General features: G+C 63.0%; 18 protein-coding genes. 10 read left to right on the top strand and 8 right to left on the bottom strand.

What is annotated here, in order from left to right:
• The first annotated feature begins 10 nt into the window (after positions 1-10).
• From M5C01_RS08705 to rsd, 4 genes are all read left to right on the top strand, one after another.
• The gene (locus tag M5C01_RS08705) at positions 11-1138 is read left to right on the top strand and encodes a uroporphyrinogen-III C-methyltransferase (protein ID WP_178129703.1); all 1128 of its coding nucleotides are present in this window, start codon (positions 11-13) and stop codon (positions 1136-1138) included.
• Positions 1135-2358, top strand: a complete 1224-nt coding sequence (locus M5C01_RS08700) for a heme biosynthesis HemY N-terminal domain-containing protein (protein ID WP_152736705.1) — start codon at positions 1135-1137, stop codon at positions 2356-2358. The genes M5C01_RS08705 and M5C01_RS08700 overlap by 4 nt, the downstream gene beginning before the upstream one ends.
• 225 nt (positions 2359-2583) lie before the next feature.
• Complete coding sequence (locus M5C01_RS08695) at positions 2584-3093, top strand: disulfide bond formation protein B (protein WP_103499008.1); 510 nt, start codon at positions 2584-2586, stop codon at positions 3091-3093.
• Positions 3094-3287: 194 nt separating this feature from the next.
• Entirely contained in the window at positions 3288-3746 is a 459-nt protein-coding gene (rsd, locus tag M5C01_RS08690; RefSeq protein WP_103499007.1) for a sigma D regulator, read from the top strand.
• A gap of 63 nt (positions 3747-3809) precedes the next feature.
• Here the strand turns inward: rsd and M5C01_RS08685 are convergent, their stop codons facing one another.
• On the bottom strand, positions 3810-4475 hold the full coding sequence (locus tag M5C01_RS08685; protein WP_152736706.1) for an FKBP-type peptidyl-prolyl cis-trans isomerase: 666 nt from the start codon (positions 4473-4475) through the stop codon (positions 3810-3812).
• A gap of 173 nt (positions 4476-4648) precedes the next feature.
• On the opposite strand from M5C01_RS08685, the gene M5C01_RS08680 reads away from it, so the two are divergent.
• Positions 4649-5731, top strand: coding sequence for an AlgP family protein (locus M5C01_RS08680; protein WP_152736707.1), 1083 nt, complete (start codon positions 4649-4651; stop codon positions 5729-5731).
• Here M5C01_RS08680 and M5C01_RS08675 read toward each other — a convergent pair.
• Positions 5728-6192, bottom strand: a complete 465-nt coding sequence (locus M5C01_RS08675) for a TIGR02444 family protein (protein WP_152736708.1) — start codon at positions 6190-6192, stop codon at positions 5728-5730. The genes M5C01_RS08680 and M5C01_RS08675 overlap by 4 nt on opposite strands.
• A 50-nt stretch (positions 6193-6242) precedes the next feature.
• Between M5C01_RS08675 and M5C01_RS08670 the strand changes: the two genes are divergently transcribed.
• Both M5C01_RS08670 and M5C01_RS08665 read left to right on the top strand, forming a co-directional pair.
• Positions 6243-8153, top strand: a complete 1911-nt coding sequence (locus tag M5C01_RS08670; RefSeq protein ID WP_152736709.1) for an ATP-binding cassette domain-containing protein — start codon at positions 6243-6245, stop codon at positions 8151-8153.
• Positions 8154-8233: 80 nt separating this feature from the next.
• Positions 8234-8866, top strand: coding sequence for a LysE family transporter (locus M5C01_RS08665; protein WP_152736710.1), 633 nt, complete (start codon positions 8234-8236; stop codon positions 8864-8866).
• A 152-nt stretch (positions 8867-9018) separates the two neighbouring features.
• Here the strand turns inward: M5C01_RS08665 and M5C01_RS08660 are convergent, their stop codons facing one another.
• The 5 genes from M5C01_RS08660 to M5C01_RS08640 all read right to left on the bottom strand — a co-directional run bounded on the left by M5C01_RS08660 (position 9019) and on the right by M5C01_RS08640 (position 13720).
• The gene (locus M5C01_RS08660; protein WP_152736711.1) at positions 9019-9762 is read right to left on the bottom strand and encodes a penicillin-binding protein activator LpoB; all 744 of its coding nucleotides are present in this window, start codon (positions 9760-9762) and stop codon (positions 9019-9021) included.
• 3 nt (positions 9763-9765) lie between these two features.
• The gene (lpoB, locus tag M5C01_RS08655; RefSeq protein WP_100942115.1) at positions 9766-10356 is read right to left on the bottom strand and encodes a penicillin-binding protein activator LpoB; all 591 of its coding nucleotides are present in this window, start codon (positions 10354-10356) and stop codon (positions 9766-9768) included.
• A gap of 42 nt (positions 10357-10398) precedes the next feature.
• Positions 10399-10776 carry a YcfL family protein gene (locus M5C01_RS08650; protein ID WP_103496067.1) on the bottom strand — a complete coding sequence of 126 codons (378 nt, stop codon included), beginning with the start codon at positions 10774-10776 and terminating at the stop codon, positions 10399-10401.
• Between the two features lie 17 nt (positions 10777-10793).
• Entirely contained in the window at positions 10794-12191 is a 1398-nt protein-coding gene (locus M5C01_RS08645) for a hypothetical protein (protein ID WP_152736712.1), read from the bottom strand.
• 182 nt (positions 12192-12373) lie between these two features.
• Positions 12374-13720, bottom strand: a complete 1347-nt coding sequence (locus M5C01_RS08640) for a hypothetical protein (RefSeq protein ID WP_152736713.1) — start codon at positions 13718-13720, stop codon at positions 12374-12376.
• A 203-nt stretch (positions 13721-13923) separates the two neighbouring features.
• Here M5C01_RS08640 and M5C01_RS08635 point away from each other — a divergent pair, with 203 nt between their 5' ends.
• Both M5C01_RS08635 and M5C01_RS08630 read left to right on the top strand, forming a co-directional pair.
• Complete coding sequence (locus M5C01_RS08635) at positions 13924-15822, top strand: cytochrome c/FTR1 family iron permease (RefSeq protein ID WP_152736714.1); 1899 nt, start codon at positions 13924-13926, stop codon at positions 15820-15822.
• Positions 15823-16045: 223 nt separating this feature from the next.
• Positions 16046-17287 (top strand): sterol desaturase family protein, encoded by a 1242-nt coding sequence (locus M5C01_RS08630; protein WP_152736715.1) that lies wholly within the window; start codon positions 16046-16048, stop codon positions 17285-17287.
• Here the strand turns inward: M5C01_RS08630 and M5C01_RS08625 are convergent.
• Positions 17265-17867, bottom strand: coding sequence for a DedA family protein (locus tag M5C01_RS08625; RefSeq protein WP_100942109.1), 603 nt, complete (start codon positions 17865-17867; stop codon positions 17265-17267). The genes M5C01_RS08630 and M5C01_RS08625 overlap by 23 nt on opposite strands.
• A gap of 207 nt (positions 17868-18074) precedes the next feature.
• On the opposite strand from M5C01_RS08625, the gene hemB reads away from it, so the two are divergent.
• Positions 18075-19088, top strand: a complete 1014-nt coding sequence (gene hemB, locus M5C01_RS08620; protein WP_103496072.1) for a porphobilinogen synthase — start codon at positions 18075-18077, stop codon at positions 19086-19088.
• Positions 19089-19102 lie beyond the last annotated feature (14 nt).

Below are 19102 nucleotides of genomic sequence, written 5' to 3'. Positions count from 1 at the left end.
GGATGGACACGTGAGCGAAACAGCCTTGCCGAAAGAAGAAGCCCAGCCGGTGGTCGATACCCCGGTTCAACCGCCGATGGCGCCCGTGGCGCGTCGTGGCAATGGCCTGGCGCTCCTCGCCCTGTTGCTCGGCGCCGCCGGCGCGGCGGCGGGTGGCTGGGGTGTCTGGCAGGTGCGCAACCTGCAAGCCAACCATCAGCAGCAGAGCGGACAACTGCAAGACCTGGGCAGCCAGGCGCAGGGCCTCAAGCTGACCGAACAGCAACTGGCCGCGCGCCTGGATCAGTTGCCGGGTGCCGGTGAACTGGAGGAGCGTCGTCGCCTGGTGACGCAGTTGCAGGGCGATCAGCAGCGTCTGAACCAGAAGCTGGAAAGCGTGCTGGGTGCCAGCCGCAAGGACTGGCGCCTGGCCGAGGCCGAGCATTTGCTGCGCCTGGCGAGCCTGCGCTTGTCGGCGTTGCAGGACATCACCAGTGCCCTGGCCCTGGTGCAGGGCGCCGACGATATCCTGCGTGAACAGAACGATCCGGGTTCCTTTGCCGCCCGCGAGCAGGTGGCCAGGAGCCTGGCCGCGCTGCGCAGCACCGAGCAGCCGGACCGTACCGGCCTGTTCCTGCAACTGGGCGCCCTGCGCGACCAGTTGCCCCAGCTCAACGAGCTGGCGCCGGAGTACAAGGATCGCGGCGACTCCCTGCTCGGCCTGACCGCCGACGGCGATGGCGCCAGCCGTTGGGCCCTGTGGTGGGATGAGATCTCGCGTTATATCCGCATCGACTTCAATGCCAACAAGAACATCCGGCCGTTGCTCGCCGGGCAGAGCCTGGCGCAGGTCCGTCTGGCCCTTGGCCTGGCCCTGGAACAGGCCCAGTGGGCCGCCTTGAACGGTCAGGCCGGGGTCTACACCCAGGCCTTGACCGAGGCCCGCGACGTGCTGACCGGTAGCTTCAACCCGGACAATCCACAGAGCAAGGTCATGCTCGAGCGCCTGGCCGAGCTGAGCAAACAGCCGGTGACCGTGGTCACGCCTGATCTGGCCGGAACCCTGGCGGCGGTGCAGGCCTATCTCGAGCGGCGACATGTCGAGATCGAGACCCCGGTCAGCCCGAGCGTGACCCCGGTCGAGGGGACCAGCCCATGAAGCGCTTCCTCCTGATCCTGGTACTGGTCGTCGCCATTGCGGCGGGCCTCGGCTATGCGATCTCGCGGCACGCGGGTTACGTCCTGATCGCCTATGACAGCTTCCGTTACGAATCGAGCCTGTGGGCCTTCCTGGCCGTGCTGCTGCTGGCATGGCTGGTGCTGTGGCTGGTGAAATTCCTGGTGGGGTTGGTGACCACCTCGGGCTCCGTGGCCAATCCCTGGTCCCGGCGCAATCGCAGCCGGCGCACCCAGGTGGCCATCGAGCAAGGCCAGATGGACCTGGCCGAGGGCCGCTGGGCCAGTGCCCAACGCCATTTGCAACGGGCCGCCGAGGCCGAACGCCAGCCGCTGCTGTACTACCTCGGCGCGGCCCGGGCGGCCAACGAACAAGGCAAGTACGAGGAGTGCGACAGCCTGCTGGAGCGCGCCCTCGACCGCCAGCCCCAGGCCGAGTTGGCGATTGCCCTCAGTCACGCGCAGTTGCAAGTGGACCGTGGCGACAGCGAGGGGGCTTTGAATACCCTGCAGGCCATGCACGAGCGTCATCCCCATAGCATCCAGGTCCTGCGTCAGTTGCAGCGCCTGTATCAGCAACGTGGCGACTGGTCGGCGTTGATCCGTCTGTTGCCGGAGTTGCGCAAGGACAAGGTGCTGGCCAAGGCTGAACTGGCCGAGTTGGAACGCCGTGCCTGGGGTGAGAACCTGAGCCTGGCGGCCCAGCGCGAGGACGGCGAAGCGGGCCTGCAGGCGCTGGAGCGGGCCTGGCAGCAATTGAGCTCGGCCCAGCGCCAGGAGCCGCCATTGGTGCTGGCTTATGCCGAGCAACTACGCCAGCTCGGCGCCGACACCCAGGCTGAAGAAGCCCTGCGCGAGGCGCTCAAACGCCAGTACGACAGCCATCTGGCGCGTCTGTACGGCTTGTTGCGCGGACGTGACCCGGCCCGACAGTTGCAGACTGCCGAAGGCTGGTTGAAAGACCATCCCGAGGATGCCAGCCTGTTGCTGACGCTGGGACGCCTGAGCCTGCAAAACAGTCTGTGGGGCAAGGCCCGCGACTACCTGGAAAGCAGTCTGCGGGTGCAGCGCCACCCTGAAGCCTGCGCGGAGCTGGCGCGACTGCTGGCCCAACTCGGTGATACCGAGCGCAGCAACCAGTTGTTCCAGGAGGGCCTGGGTCTGTTGGACAAGCGTCTGCTGGCCTCGCCACTACCGGTGTGAGGTGGCCTGGAAGACGGGATGCGGCTTCAGGCATCCCGTCTTTGCGTGTCAGGATGCTTCCCTTGCCGTGACGAAGTCTGATTCCTACTTCTGAATTAATGGTTTCATAGGATGTCCGTCGGTAATTCCTTACAGGCTTAAGGAATTGTCTGCTCTGGCTCGCCTTGAAAGGGCCAAGGGCTTTCCTCTACCGTAACTGCCTGTCTCTCCTGTTACGGATAAGCCATGTTCTTGGCCCGCTCACGTTCTCTGTTCTCCCTGGCCTTGTTGACAGGTGCCCTGGTCATGGGGGCGTCGCTGTACCTGGAGCGTGTGACCGGGCTGGAGCCTTGCTCGCTGTGCATCGTCCAGCGCTTTTTCCTCGCCGGGTTCTGCCTGGTCAGCCTGGTGGCGGTGTTGCACGGCCCGGGTCGTATCGGCCGCTGGGTCTATGGCGGCCTCGACCTGTTGCTGGCCCTCGCCGGTGCCGCCACGGCGGCGCGGCAGGTCCTGTTGCAGCGGGTGCCGGCCGAGCAGCTGATGATCTGCCAGCCTGACCTGCATTGCCTGATCCAGCAGGTACCCACCCTCCAGGCGTTCAAGTTGATGTTCCGGGCCACGGCCGAATGCGCGGAGATCCAGTGGACCCTCTTCGACCTGAGCATTCCCGAGTGGAGCCTGCTGGCTTTCGTGGGTATGAGCCTGCTGATGATCTATCAGCTGGTGGGGCCGGATTCGGTGTCGGGCGGGGCGTAAAAGTAACCGGCAGTCGTGCCTCGGATTAAACACTTGTATGAACTTTCTCTCCTGCGTACCTTGAAGCAGGTGTCGAGCGGGCATAATCTGGCCCGCATCGCGTTATCGCAATCAGCTTGTTCTGTTTGGCCAAGTCAGGAGCCTCGATGTGTCCGAGGCGTCGGTCGGCATGACCCAGAAGGGAAGAGATCACCATGCTCGAAAGTTGTCGGAATGCTCAGGAACGCTGGGGTGGAGTGCATCTGCTGATCGATCGCTGGCTCAAGGAGCGTCACGAGCTCGTGGGGGCCTACGATGCCCTCGGTGCCGAGCCGGGTGCACTGGCGCAGAACCCCAAGCCCTTGCAGGAGTTCTGCGGTTTGCTGGTTGACTATGTGTCGGCCGGCCACTTCGAGATCTACGAGCAGTTGACCGGCGAGGCCAAGGCCTTTGGCGACAAGCGTGGCCTGGAGCTGGCGGAGACGATCTACCCGCGTATCGATGTGATTACCGAGAAGCTGCTGGCCTTCAACGATCTGTGCGATGAAGGCGAGTGTGTGGCGCATAAATTCCAGGAACTGGGCGGCTTGCTGCACGAGCGCTTCGAGCTGGAGGATTGCCTGATCGAAGTGTTGCATACCGCGCACAAGGAAAAGGCTGAAGCCCAGGCCTGATCCCAATGACTACACATGAAAACGGTGCGCTCAGGCGCACCGTTTTTCGTTCTGGTGCCAGCGTCAGCTGGCCACGCCGAGCAGCTCGATTTCGAACACCAGCGGTGTGTACGGCGCGATCAGATCGCCGGCACCGTCGGCGCCATACGCTTGTGCCGAGGGCAGTACCAGGCGCCATTTCGCACCGACAGGCATCTGGGGCAGGGCGCTGCGCCAGCCATTGATCACACTGTCCAGGCGGAACCATTGTGGCTGTCGGTTCTGATCGAATACCGTGCCGTTGGGCAGGCGTCCGACATAGCGCACCTGGACCTTGCCGTTGGCCGCGACTTTTTCTCCGCTGCCAGGCGTCAGTTCCGTCATCAGGATGCCGTCGGCCAATTCGTGGACGCCGGGCTTGGCCTTTTCTTCAGTGAGGAATTTTCGCTCGGCTTCCAGCGCGATTTCGCTCTGGGGTTTGGCCGCTTCCTGAGCGACCTGGGCATCATGCGCGGCGAGAATCTGCTGGATGCGTTCGTCCTTCAAGGCCAGCGGCTTGCCCTGGTAGGCCTGCTTCAAACCGTCGAGCAGGGCCTTGATCTGCAGGTCCGGAGCATCCTGGCGCAGACGCTCGCCGAGGCTGGCGCCGAGGCTGTAGGCCAGGTCGTGGGCGTCGTCGTTCGCGACCTCTGGCGCGGCGTGCGCAAGCGACCAGAACACACACAGTGACAGCAGAAAATAACGCGGCATAAGCACTCTCCGACCTCAGGTTCGGAGGATTATGCCAGTGCTCTGGATGAGTTGTTGAAGAAGCATTTTTCAAGGCATGCAACGCGGGCCCTTCGATACTGTCAACATGCCCTAGCGGCGGTAGTCCCAGAGGGCTAGTATGAGCCGCATTCACATCAGTCAGGAGGTACACCATGTCGGCCACCAAGAAGCCCGTAAATACTCCGTTGCATCTGCTCCAACAGTTGTCGGGCAGCCTGCTCGAACATCTGGAAACTGCTTGCACCCAGGCTTTGGCTGATGCTGAAAAACTGCTCGCCAAACTGGAAAAGCAACGCGGTAAAGCTCAGGAAAAACTGCACAAGGCGCGGACCAAATTGCAGGACTCGGCCACTGCCGGAAAAGCCAAGGCACAAGCCAAGGCCAAGAGCGCGGTCGGTGAGCTCGAAGAGTTGCTGGACAAGCTGAAAGCCAGCCAGTCGGACACCCGTGGCTACATCCTGCAACTCAAGCGCGATGCCCAGGAAAGCCTGAAACTGGCCCAGGGTGTTGGCCGTGTGAAAGAGGCTGTCACCAAGGCACTGTCGACTCGTGCTGCCAAACCTGCCGCGGCTAAACCCGCTGCCGCCAAACCGGTTGTCGCCAAGCCTGCTGCAAAAGTGGCTGCTGCCAAGCCTGCTGCAAAAGCTGCTGCCGCTAAGCCAGTTGCTGCCAAGCCCGCTGCAAAAGTGGCTGCCGCTAAACCAGCCGCTGCCAAGCCCGCTGCAAAAGCTGTAGCTGCCAAACCGGCCGCCGCCAAGCCAGCTGCAAAAGCTGCTGCCGCTAAACCTGCCGCCGCCAAGCCTGCTGCAAAAGTGGCTGCTGCCAAACCAGCCGCTGCCAAGCCCGCTGCAAAAGCTGTAGCTGCCAAACCGGCTGCCGCCAAGCCAGCTGCAAAAGCTGCTGCCGCTAAACCGGCCGCTGCCAAGCCTGCTGCAAAAGTGGCTGCCGCTAAACCAGCTGCTGCCAAGCCTGCTGCAAAAGCTGTTGCCGCTAAACCTGCCGCTGCCAAGCCTGCTGCAAAAGCTGTTGCCGCTAAACCAGCCGCTGCCAAGCCCGCTGCAAAAGCCGTGGCTGCCAAACCGGCCGCAAAGCCTGCTGTCACCGCCGCCAAGCCAGCCGTAGCAGCCAAGCCGGCGGCACCTGCATCGGTCGCGCCCGCCAGCGTCGCCGCAGCCGCACCGGCTGCTCCAGCACCAGCCGCGCCTGCTGCCGTAACCCCGACCAGCGCTTCCTAAGCCTGGTTCACCGCGACGCGCAGCTGCTGCAGCGCGTCGCTATTCAGGCCTGTGGCCTGGGCGGTCACCGCCTCCAGCCACGTGTCCAGATCTTCCGCGCCGACCTCGGGCCAATCCCGTGCCAACGCTTCCAGTCGCTGCAATAGCTGCTGCTCGGCGGCCAGTTCCAGCGCCTTGACCTGATCCCTCAGCACTTTCAACTCGACGTCCTCCAAGGCCGCCGTGCGCCATTGCGTGCGCAACTGCCGCAGTGGCTGCACCACCTGGTCGTGCCAGGGCTCGGCGAGAGCCTGCAATTGCCCCGCGCGTTCGGCCTCGCAGCGCACTCCGCGTCGGCCCAGCCAGGCCGCGCAGAGCAGCAGGCAGACATTCGCCCCCTGGGCCTGGAGCGCCAGGCAGGTTTGTTCCACGCCGGGCTTGGCGTAAGTGTTCAGGGAAAACGTCCACAGGTCAGCATGCATGGTGAGATCCGCGCCAGTTGCGAGGGAAGCTGGTAGACTCCGCCGCCATTATGATTCGACTTCAGAACCTGACTTTACAGCGTGGCCCGCAACGTCTGCTAGAAGACGCCGAGCTGACCCTGCACGCCGGCCATAAAGCCGGCCTGATCGGTGCCAACGGCGCCGGCAAATCCAGCCTGTTCGCCCTGCTGCGGGGCGAGCTGCACCCGGACTCGGGTGATTGCTTCCTGCCGGCCGATTGGCGTATCGCCCACATGCGCCAGGAGGTCGACACCCTCGAACGCCTGGCGGTCGACTACGTGCTCGATGGTGACGTGCGCCTGCGCCAGGTGCAACACGACCTGGCGGCGGCCGAGGCGGCTCATGACGGCGGCGCCCAGGCCCGTCTGCACTCGGAGCTCGACAGCGCCGACGGTTACACCGCCGATGCCCGCGCGCGCAAGCTGCTGGCCGGCCTGGGCTTTACCAACGACCAGATGGACCATCAGGTCTCGGCATTCTCCGGTGGCTGGCGGATGCGCCTGAACCTGGCGCAGGCGCTGATGTGCCCGTCGGACCTGTTGCTGCTCGACGAACCGACCAACCACCTGGACCTCGACGCGATCATCTGGCTGGAAGACTGGCTCAAGAGTTACCCCGGTACCTTGCTGCTGATCTCCCACGACCGTGACTTCCTCGATGAAGTGGTCGATCACGTGGCCCATGTCGACCAGCGCAAGATCACCCTCTACCGGGGTGGCTACACCGCGTTCGAGCGTGCCCGTGCCGAGCGTCTGGCCCAGCAGCAACAGGCCTACGAGAAGCAGCAGGCGCAGCGTGCGCACATGGAAAGCTACATCGCCCGCTTCAAGGCCCAGGCCACCAAGGCCCGCCAGGCCCAGAGCCGGATCAAGGCCCTGGAGCGGATGGAAGAGCTGTCCGCGGCCCACGTCGATTCGCCGTTCGACTTTGTCTTCCGCGAGTCGCATAAGATTTCCAGTCCGCTGCTCGACCTGTCCGACGCACGCCTGGGTTATGGCGACAAGACCGTCCTGGAGAAGGTCAAGCTGCAACTGACCCCGGGCGCCCGGATCGGCCTGCTCGGCCCCAACGGCGCGGGCAAGTCGACGCTGATCAAGAACCTCGCCGGCGAGCTGTCGCCGCTGGCGGGGCGCATGACCCGTGGTGAAAACACCGTGGTCGGCTACTTTGCCCAGCACCAGCTCGACTCGCTGGACTCCAAGGCCAGCCCGTTGCTGCATCTGCAACGCCTGGCGCCGACCGAGCGCGAGCAGACCCTGCGCGACTTCCTCGGCGGTTTCGACTTCCGTGGCGCGCGCATCGACGAGCCGGTGCTGAACTTCTCCGGTGGCGAAAAGGCCCGCCTGGCGTTGGCCTTGATCGCCTGGGAGCGGCCGAACCTGTTGCTGCTCGACGAACCGACCAACCACCTCGACCTGGAAATGCGCCTGGCGCTGACCATGGCCTTGCAGGAGTTCAGCGGTGCGGTGCTGGTGGTTTCCCACGACCGTCACCTGCTCAAGAGCACCACGGATAATTTCTACCTGGTGGCGGACGGCAAGGTCGAAGAGTTCGACGGCGACCTGGAAGACTACGCCCGCTGGCTGGTGGAGTATCGCCAGCGCAATGCGCCGGTGAGCAATACGCCAGTCAATGCCGACAAGACCGACAAGAAAGCCCAGCGCCAGCAGGCCGCCGCGTTGCGTCAGCAACTGGCGCCGCACAAGCGTGAAGCCGACAAGCTCGAAGCCGAGTTGGGCAAGCTGCACGAGAAGCTGGCGAAGATCGAAGCGAGCCTGGGTGACAGCGCGGTCTACGAGGCGGCGCGCAAGGATGAGCTGCGTGATCTGCTGGCCGAACAGGCCAAGTTGAAAGTGCGCGAGTCCCAGCTGGAAGAAGCCTGGATGGAAGCCCTGGAGCTGCTGGAAAGCATGCAGGCGGAGCTGGAAGCGTTGTCCTGAGCGACAAAAAACGATAGTCAATTTCACGCCCACGGATTAGCTTAGGGGTTTGTAACAACTCTTGAGATCCGAGGTGCGTGATGCTGCTTGAGACATGGCTGGCCTTTTTTGCCGCGTGCTGGGTAATCAGCCTATCCCCGGGTGCCGGTGCCATCGCCTCGATGTCCAGCGGCCTGCAATACGGTTTCCTGCGTGGCTACTGGAATGCCCTAGGCCTGCAACTGGGCCTGGCGGCGCAGATCGCGGTGATTGCTGCGGGCGTCGGGGCGATCCTGGCAGCCTCTTCCTCGGCTTTCTACGCCATCAAATGGTTCGGCGTGGTCTACCTGGTGTACCTGGCGGTCAAGCAGTGGCGCGCGTTGCCCAGCAATATGGCTGAAGAGTCGACGATTCGCCCGGTCGGCAAGCCACTGACCTTGATGTTCCGCGGTTTCCTGGTGAACGTCAGCAACCCCAAGGCCCTGGTGTTCATGCTGGCGGTGCTGCCGCAGTTCATCGATCCCCATGCACCGCTGGTGCATCAGTACCTGATCCTTGGCGTGACCATGATCGCCGTCGACATGATCGTCATGGCCGGTTACACGGGCCTGGCGGCCAAGGTCCTGCGCCTGTTGCGCACGCCCAAGCAGCAGCGCCGGATGAACCGTACCTTTGCTGGCTTGTTCGTGGGGGCGGCGGGTTTTCTGGCGACCTTGCACAAGGCGACCACCTGAAGCTCATCGTTGCCTGAGCGGACGCCTTCGCGAGCAAGCTCTGCTCCCACAGGTTTTGTGTCGGCCTCGGAATCCGGGGACACCCTGCCCTCTGTGGGAGCGGAGCTAGTCGAGATGCCGCACCGCCGCGAAGGGGGCGACTCGGTTGCGGATCAGTGCAGAACCCGTGGCGCCTCATCCGGCGGCAGGTTGTTGCGCAGCGGCGGCGCGGAACCCGGGCCCATGTCCGGTCCACCCAATTGCAGGCTCAACTGCCGCGCCACATCCTCGCCCAGGGCCTTGGACACATCGCGGATCACCCGTGGACGGTTCAGCGACACATGGATATCCCGGCTGTTGACCAGCTTGGTGTCCTGGCCTTCGCCCATGGCGGTGAACGCCGAGGTGATCTCGTAGGTGCGGGTATTGATCAGGCTGAAATCGCCCACCAAGGTCAGCCCCAGCACTGCCGAGTAGCTGTTGGTATTGGCCAGCTCGTTGATGTCCTGGGTGAAGTCGATGTCCGACACCGTACCGAACAGCACGTAGTCGGCACCCTTGAAGTTACCGCCCTTGATCCGCTTGATGACGTCGTAGACATCGCCCTTGGAACTGGCGGTATAAGGCGTGCCCTGGATCAGCTGGAACATCCCGCTGCGCAGGATCTCGCCCTTGATATCGCCGGTGAAGCGGCGCAGCTCGCCCTGCTCGATATAGCTGTTGCGGCTTTCGGACTCGTCATAGCTCGACGAGCCGCTGGCACCGTAATAACTCTCCTGGTGGTTGTCCCGCGCCGAAATAGTGTGGATGTACTGCTCCACCTGCGCCTGGTACGCCAGGTCCGCCACCGCCACCTTGGGTGCGGCCTGGACGCCGAAGGCGCAGACCAGGCCGATCATGCCAATCCATGCACGCATTGTTCAACGCTCCGTGGTTTTGCGGATCTCTTTTTCGTCCATCCATTCGGCCAGGCCGCTTTCGACGTCGATCAGTTGCAGGCTGAATTTGTAGAACACGTCCTTGTAGTCGCTGCTGCGCTTGACGATCGAGCTGATCGAACCTTCCAGGCGGTACTTGGCGGCGATCATGTTGCCGGTCTTGCTGACGGTGCTCTTCTTGTACAGGCCGCTCTGGTTCTGCAGCTTCAACTGGTCGACCTGGCTCTGCATCTCGGTGTTGTCGCTGGCGAAACGGGCGGTGCCGCTCTTCATCAGCTGGGTCTTGATCGAAGTGGTGATCTCGCGGGTATCGATGTACTCGCTGGTCTTGTTCTTCACGTCGTAGACCTGCACCACCGGACGCCCTTGAAGGACACCGGACTGGGCCAGGGAGCGGGTCATGGACTCGGCGATCATCTGCAGGTCGGTGGAGCCGAACTCGTTGGTCACCAGTTCCACGGCCTTGGTATCGCCGTAGCTGATGTTTCCGCCGCCCAGTACGGGCGAGGTGTTGTTGGCGCAGCCGCTGGCCAGCAGGGCGACGACGGCGAGGAGGGACAGGCGTGCAAACATGGACTGATTCTCTTCAAAAGGACGCGAGAGGGCGGCGTCGACTCAGGGGGTTTTGACTTCAAGACGGAAATCGGTGGCCTTGGGCGTCGGGGCGATGGCCGGCAGGAAGGTGCTCTGGGCGCCATACAGGTTCAGGGTCTTCCAGACTTCATCGTCGGCCACCGGAAAACCGTCGTTGCCCAACCAGGCAAAGCGGTAATACATCATTTTGTTCTTGGTGCGGGTGTTGCTCAGCTGCACCTTGACGGTCAGGAAGCCGTTTTCCCGGGCGACGCGGATGGCACCGACCTCGATGTTCTCCATTTCGCCCATGGCGACGATCTTGCTCGCCGCGCTACCGGGGGCCGGTGGTGGCGGCGGCGGGGTGACGCACCCGGCCAGCAGGGCCAGGGCAACGGCAACAGTCAGTTTGAAACGCATGCACGAGACTCCTTTCTTCAAGGTTGTTTGAGGCTGGCCACGGCCGTTGGCCCGGCATCCGCCATCCGCACGGTGGCGACACCGCTGGTGAACACCTGGTTGCCGACGGCGCGCAGGCTGATCACCTGATAGCGTCGGTCGACGGTGAAGGCTACGCGGGAACCGCCGAGGGCGTTGGGCAGGGTCACCTGGTGCTCACCCTTTTTCAGGCGCAGGCGTAGCACCTGGGTGGTGTCCGGCAGGGTCCGCCAGGTGCGGGTGTCGGCGCCTTCTAGGACCGCGGAAGTGATACCCACGGCCAGGCCGGCCAGCGGATTCGTCTTGTTCAGCTTGGCCTGCGCGGCGCCGCGGCTGATGGCCCGCACGCTGGTGCGCAGGATGATCCCCGGCATGTCGTCACGCAGGGCACGACGGGACATGGCGGTGGTGCTGTTGAGCAGGGTCAGGTTCTGCGGCTGGCCGTCGACGCCGATCTGGGCGAAGGTGGCCGTCGAGGTGTCGGCCTGGATGACCGGGAACGACAGCGGGGTGATCACCAGATGCTGGTCGATCGGCAGCGGCAACGGGATGCTGATGGAGGCGCGGGACGGCGCCAGGCCGCTCTGCACCACGATCAGGATATCGCTGTCGTCATCCTTGCCGGCAGGCTTGTCGAGATTGACCAGTGCCTGTTCCAGCAGCGGCGTGTTCGGGCGCAGTTCGATGGCCTGGCGATAACCGGGCGCGGCGAGATCTTTCTCGCCGATGGCTTCGTAGACGAACCCGGCCAGATAATGGCTGAACGCGCTCTGGTAGCTGTTCTTCAGGCCGACCACTTCCGGCGCGTCGAGGCTGGCCACCGGATAGCCCTGAAGGTCCTTGTACTGGGTCTTGATGCCTTGCTGGTCGGCTTCGGTTTCGCTCTTGAGGTATTGCTTGTCGCGCAGATCGGCGATCACCGCTTCGCGCTCATGGGTTTTCTTGATCGCGATACGCGCGCCGTCGAAATCATTCAGAGCCAGCTGGTTCAGCGCCATCTGCGTGGTCAGCATGACCTTTTCGTAGTCATAGCCTTCGTAGCGGCGGACCTTGTCGTTGATCAGGAAACTGCCGAACTGGGCGAGGTACCTGGCGCTGTCCAGTTTGACCGCGTCTTCCCACTGACCCACCATCTGGTCGGCGCTGCCCCAGGCTTTCTGGCTACCGGCCAGGTCACCCTTGGCTTGCAGCAACTCGCCTTTTTCGAAGAAATACAGCAGGTCCTTGTCGGCATCGCCGTTGTTCTTTTCCAGCAGGGCCAACGCCCCGTCAACATTGCCCGAGGCCAGTTGCTGGTTGGTTTGCGCCAGTTCGGTGTCGTAGCTGCGCATCATCGAACAGCCGGACAGCAAGGTCGCGGCGCCGAGGGCGAACGAGAGGAGGGCACGGGATGCCATGGGATCTTCCCTGATGAAAAAAATCAGCCGAGCATGCTGGTCGGGCTGAGATGGACCCATTGAGAGGGAAAGCGGCTACCCTGCCAATTCCTCATTAAACGAGGAGCTTTTAATGCCATATCGCAATAACGAAGGCAGGGCAGTATAACCATGGCTATTGGCTATGTAATGGCTTTTTAGCGTCATCCGGGCAGGAGGAAGACCTGGTTGCCGATGACCCGCAGGCTCACCACCTGGAAGGGATGTTCGATATTCAGGCTGACCGGTACCGCGCCTTTGACACCTGGCAGCAGCAATTTGTGTGCGCCGGGCTTGAGGCGCAGGCGCACGACCTGGGTGTTGTCCGGCAGGGTGCGCCAGGTGCGGGTGTCGGAGTCACCGGTGAAGCCCTGGTAAACCGACGAAGCCTTGTCCGGCTTGCGTTTGTTCTCCTTGGCTTGCAGTTCGGCATTGAAACGCACGCTCGCAAGGGCGAAGTTGATGATCGCGGGCATGTCGTCGTGCAAGGTGCGCAATGACATATGGGTCGTACTATTGAGCAGGGTCAGCGACTGTGGTTTGCCATCCACGCTGATCTGCTTGAGGGGCGCTGTCGACTTGTCGGCTACCAGCACCGGAAAAGGCTGGTTCACGGTGATCGCCTGGCCGTCCTCGGTTTGCACCTGGATGGGCACGCGCAGCGAAACGAGCGCCGGGGCCAGGCCGGTCTGGACGACGATCAGCACGTCGCTGTCAGGAGAGGTGTCGGCGGGTTTGCCCAGGTTGGCCAGGGCTTTTTCCAGCAGCGGTGTATTGGGCCGCAACTCGATGGCCTGGCGGTAACCCGGCGCGGCGAGGTCGCGTTCGCCCAGGGCTTCGTAGACGAAGCCGGCGAGGTAATGGCTGAACGCACTCTGGTAGCCGTTTTTCAGGGCAATGACCTGCGGCGAGTCGAGGGTGGTCACCGGGTAACCCTGCAAGTCCTTGTAGCGCAGCTTGATGCCTTTGGCCTTGGCCTGGTCTTCGACCGCCAGGTATTGCTTGTCGCGCGCTGTGGCGATCAGGGCTTCGCGTTCGTGGCTTTTCTTGATATCGACCCGGGCGCCGTCGAAGTCGTTCCGGGCCAACTGGTTGAGGGCCATTTGCGTGGTCAGCATGACCTTCTCGTAGTCATAGCCCTCGTAGCGATGAAACTTGTCGCCGATGAGTCCGATGCCGAGGATCTGGTCGAGCCCCAGGTTTTTCAGGGTGGCGACGACCTGCGTCCCTTCTTCGTACTGGGACACCCGCTGGTCCGCGATGCGCCAGGCGTCCTGGCTGCGGGACAGATCGCCCTTGGCCCGCAGCAGTTCACCTTTTTCCAGGTAATAGAGCAGGTCCTTGTCGTCCCAGGGGTTGTGTTGCTCCAGCAACTGCAGCGCGCCATCGACGTTGCCCGAGATCAGCTGCTCGTTGGTGGCCTGGAGTTCCTGGTCGTAGTTGTGCAGCAGCCCGCAGCCGCTCAGGAGCAACGCACAGGACAGCAGTGTGAGTAAGAGGCGCGAGGGCATGGCGTGTCGTTCCTTTCCTTGGCTGACGGGCAGTGGGACTTGAGGGCGGGGATTATGCACAAAGCCGTGGTCGAGATGGCATTCTCATGGACATCTCGATACATGACCCAGAGCAAAACATTGAGGAATCGGGCCGATCAGGGTTGAGCCAAACGTATTGAGAGGGAACAATGTGTTACTTCGCATTTAGATTTAGGCTTTCCATGACTTTTCCCTCTCGTTTCCTCGCGTGGCTGATGCTGCCGCTGTTCGCTCTCTGCAGCTTCAACCTGTTGGCCGAAACAGCGGAGGGCGCACCCCAGGCCCTGCATCTGCTGGACTATATCGGCGCCGATTACCCGCCCACGGTGCACGCGGGCCAGGTGGTCGATGATGGCGAATACCGCGAGCAGCTGGAATTTATCAAGGTCCTGCAAGGACTGGTCGCCGCGTTGCCGGCCAAGCCGGAACAGGCTGAGCTGGTTCAGGGTATCGAGGGTTTGCAGGCGGCCGTGACGGCTCGGGAGGAGGGTGAACGCGTTGCCCGCCAGGCCCGGCAACTGGGGGCGAAGCTGGCCGTGGCCTATGAAGTCAGCCAGGCACCGATCATCACCCCGGACCCGACTCGTGGTGCGCCGCTGTATGCCCAGCATTGTTCGGTGTGTCACGGCGAGGCGGGGGCGGGCGACGGTCCGGCCGGTGTCGGCCTGACACCGCCACCCGCCAACCTGCGCGATGCCGCGCGGCTGGATAGGTTGAGCCTCTACGCGATCTACACCACCCTCGGCCTGGGTGTCGAAGGCACCGATATGCCGGCGTTCGCCGACCAGTTGGATGAGCGTCAGCGTTGGGACCTGGCGACTTACATTGCCGGATTCAGTGCCGCTCCTGCCGCCGCCAACGACGGGAAAACCTACAACCTGGCCGACCTGGCCCGTTCGACGCCGGCTGAAGTACAGGCCGCCGAAGGTCCGGCCGCCGCCGTCGCCTTCCGTGCCCAGCGCGCCCAGCCGCCCGAGGTCAAGCGCGGTCCGGGGCAATTGCTCGACTACACCGCGACGACCCTGGACAAGAGCCTCGCGGCCTACCGCGCCGGCGAGCATGAACAAGCCTACGACCTGTCCGTTGCTGCCTATCTGGAGGGCTTCGAGCTGGTGGAAAGCTCCCTGGACAACGTCAATTCCACGGTGCGCAAGGACACCGAGAAGTCGCTGATGGCCTATCGGCAATCATTGCAGGATGGCTTGCCGCTGGAGCAGGTCGAGCAGCGCCTGAGTGTGGCCAAGGGCAAGCTCAAGGAGTCCGCCGATCTGCTGGGCAATGATGGCCTGAGTCAGTCGCTGAGCTTTATCTCCGGGTTGCTGATCCTGCTGCGCGAAGGCCTGGAAGCGATCCTGGTCCTGGCGGCGGTGCTGGCTTTCCTGCGCAATACCGGCCAGCAGTCGGCGGTGCGCAGCGTACATGTCGGCTGGGGTCTGGCGCTGGTCGCCGGGTTGCTGACCTGGGCGGCGGCGGCTTACCTGATCGATGTCAGTGGCGCCCAGCGTGAATTGCTTGAAGGCTTCACGGCTTTGTTTGCCAGCGTCATGGTGCTCTGGCTCGGGGTCTGGATGCATGACCGCCGGCACGCGGCGGCCTGGCAGGACTACATCAAGAGCAGCCTGGTCAGTGGTGGCGGGCGCTTCGGCTTTGCGCTGCTGGCGTTCTTCTCGGTGTACCGGGAACTGTTCGAAGTCATCCTGTTCTATGAAACCCTCTGGTTGCAGGCGGGGCCGGCGGGACATAACGCCGTGCTGGCCGGTGCCGGCACCGCGCTGGTGCTGCTGATCGGCCTGGCCTGGGTGATCCTGCGCGGTTCGGCGAAGCTGCCGCTGGCGTTGTTTTTCGGGATCAATGCCGGGTTGCTGTGCGCCTTGTCGGTGGTATTTGCCGGACACGGGGTCAAGGCGTTGCAGGAAGCCGGGATCTTCGGTACGCGGCCGGTGGCGTTCTTTGAATTCGACTGGTTGGGGGTTCATGCCGATGCCTACTCGCTGGGTGCCCAGGCGTTGGCGTTGCTGGCGATTGGGGTGCTGTACAGCCGCAGTCGGTTGGCGGAAAAGCGTCGGGTCCAGGCGGCCTGATAATGCGGGTTTGCCGGCGAAGACGTTCGTATGAGCGGCGCAAGATTCGAGGGCCTCTTCGCGGGCAAGCCAGCTCCCACAGGGGCCGCGTGAACCTACAGGGAGCGCGTTCGACGTTCCCTGGTTTCTGGCGTTAAATGTCTACAGCTTTGGCATTCATTGTCAGCGGATTTTCCCGCCATAGCCCCTAATCTTTGCAGATCGACTCTGGAAGGTTGGCCCCATGGACTTCGTGCCTTACGCGGTACCGTTTTTCATTGCATTGATCGTCATCGAGCTGCTCGCCGATCGCTGGCGTGGTGTGAGCAACTATCGCATGGCGGATGCCATCAACAGCATGAGCACCGGCGTGCTGTCGACCACCACCGGGCTGTTGACCAAGGGCGTCGGGATCCTCACCTACGCCTTTGCGCTGGAGCACCTGGCGCTGTTCGAGCTGTCCGCGCAAAAGCCCTGGGTCTGGGTGTTCGCCTTTGTCGCCTACGACTTCTGCTACTACTGGCTGCACCGTATGGGGCACGAGCGCAATATCCTCTGGGCCGCCCACTCGGTGCATCACCAGAGCGAGGACTACAACCTCAGCACCGCCCTGCGCCAGACCAGCACCGGCTTCCTCCTGAGCTGGATCTTCTATCTGCCGCTGGCCGTGCTCGGCGTGCCGCTGGTGGTGTTTATCAGCGTGGCCTCGCTGAACCTGTTGTATCAGTTCTGGGTACATACCCGGCACGTGCCCAAGCTGGGTTGGTACGAGTGGTTCTTTGTCACGCCGTCCAACCATCGGGCGCACCATGCGCAAAACGCGCTGTATATGGATCGCAACTACGGCGGGGTGTTTATTCTCTGGGACCGCCTGTTCGGCACCTTCCAGGAAGAGGACGAGCGCGAGCCGGTGATCTTCGGCGTGACCACGCCGCTGGCCAGCTGGAACCCGCTGTGGGCCAACCTGCAGTTCTATGCGCAGCTATGGGCCGATGCCCGGCGTACGGAAAGCTATTGGGACAAGCTGCGGATCTGGTTTATGCGCACTGGCTGGCGTCCGGCCGATGTCGCGGCCAGATACCCGCTGAACAAGCCGGACCTGAGCCAGTTCCGCAAATTCGAGGTGCCCCTGGAGATCCGTCAGCAGATCTACCTGGCCCTGCAATTCGCGGTCTATGTCGGTTTGGGCAGCTACCTGATGAACTTCGGCGAGCATTTGCCGCTGGCGGCGCTGCTGCTGGGCTGTGGCACCCTGGTGCTGGGGTTGTTCGTGCTCGGCGCGGCGCTGGAGAATCGCCCCTGGGCGTTGCGGCTGGAGCTGGTCCGCCTGGCGTCCAACCTGCCGTTGGTCTGGTGGGCACCGTTGGTCGGGCTGTGGCCAGCCAGCCCATTGGGCTGGATCGGCGTGTTCAGCTACAGCCTGTTGAGCCTGATCGGCCTGTACTACTGCAGCAAGCCGCGGGTCATTCGTCTGGCCGGTTCGTAGTTTCGGCCAGGCGGGCCTCGGCCCGGGCCAGGCGCGCGCTGCGGATGCGTCGCCAGCTCCAGAGCAGCAGGCCGGCCACCAGCAGGCCGCCGAGCACCCACAGCTCGTATTTCTTCACGCTGCCGAGCATCCCTTCGAGAATCGCCCCGAAGTGATAGGCCGCCGCCGCCAGGGCCGCGGCCCAGATCGCCGCGCCGATGCCGTTGAGCAACAGGTAGCGGCCCGGCGGATAACCCGACAGGCCGATCGCCACCGGCATCACCGTGCGCAAACCGTAGACAAAGCGGAAGGTCAGCACCCAGATATCCGGATGGCGGCGGATATGCTCCAGCGCTCGATCACCCATCAATTGCCAGCGCGGCTTGCGTGCCAGAAGTTTGCGGCCATGCTTGCGCCCCAGGAAATACCACAGCTGGTCGCCGGCATAGCTGCCGAAGAACGCCACGATAACCACCAGGTTGATGTCCATGTATCCGCGGAACGCGAGGAAGCCGGCCAGTACCAGAATGGTCTCGCCTTCGAAAAACGTGCCGAGAAACAAGGCGAAGTAGCCGAAATCCTGCAGAAATTGTTGGAGCATTGTCTGGATGCTGGCGAAATGAACGCGCAGCCTAACCCTTCGAGGACAGAGAGGAAAGTGTCGAAATGTGTCTCGACGTTAACATTTCCTACAAGGGTAGCGGCTGTGGCGACGGGTCGCAGGAGTAAGCACAACTGTAATTCCTTCGTCATAATGGCCGCTTATAACTGCCATGCTCGCCCGCTTGTGCGGGCTCAGGAGTCTGCCGTGAGCTTTACCCCCGCCAATCGCTTGTTTCCCGCCACCCGCCTGCGTCGCAATCGCCGTGATGATTTTTCTCGCCGTCTGGTGCGTGAGAATGTTCTGACAGTCGATGATTTGATCCTGCCGGTGTTTGTGCTGGACGGTGAGAATCGCCGCGAAGCCGTGGCGTCGATGCCAGGGGTCGAGCGCCTGACCATCGACCTGCTGCTCGAAGAAGCGGCGAACTGGGTCGAACTGGGGATTCCGGCACTGGCACTGTTCCCGGTGACACCGCCCGAACTCAAGTCCCTGGACGCCAGCGAGGCCTGGAACCCGGAAGGCATTGCCCAGCGCGCCACCCGTGCCCTGCGTGCCCGCTTCCCGGAACTGGGGGTGATCACCGACGTCGCCCTGGACCCGTTCACCACCCACGGGCAGGACGGTATCCTCGACGAGCACGGTTACGTCCAGAACGACATTACCGTCGATGCACTGGTCAAGCAGGCCTTGTCCCACGCCGAGGCGGGCGCCCAGGTGGTGGCGCCTTCCGATATGATGGACGGACGCATCCAGGCGATCCGCGAAGCCCTGGAACTGGCCGATCACGTCAACGTGCGGATCATGGCCTATTCGGCCAAGTACGCCAGCGCCTACTATGGACCTTTCCGCGATGCCGTCGGCTCGGCCCTGAACCTGGGCAAGGCGAACAAGGCGTCGTACCAGATGGACCCGGCCAACAGCCACGAAGCCCTGCATGAAGTGGCCGCCGACCTCGCCGAAGGCGCCGACATGGTCATGGTCAAGCCGGGTATGCCGTATCTGGATATCCTTTTTCGGGTCAAGGATGAATTCAAGGTGCCGACTTTTGTCTATCAGGTTAGCGGTGAGTACGCCATGCACATGGCGGCCATCCAGAATGGCTGGTTGGGCGAAGGCGTTATTCTTGAATCCCTGACCGCTTTTAAACGGGCGGGTGCCGATGGCATCCTGACCTACTTTGCCGCCCGCGCCGCCCAACTGCTACGAGAGCAGAAATAGCCCTCACAGGAACA

It is taken from the genome of Pseudomonas sp. MWU12-2319 (assembly GCF_023242525.1).
GTDB classification, from domain to species: domain Bacteria; phylum Pseudomonadota; class Gammaproteobacteria; order Pseudomonadales; family Pseudomonadaceae; genus Aquipseudomonas; species Aquipseudomonas gingeri_D.
This window is presented reverse-complemented; position numbering and strand designations above follow the sequence as displayed.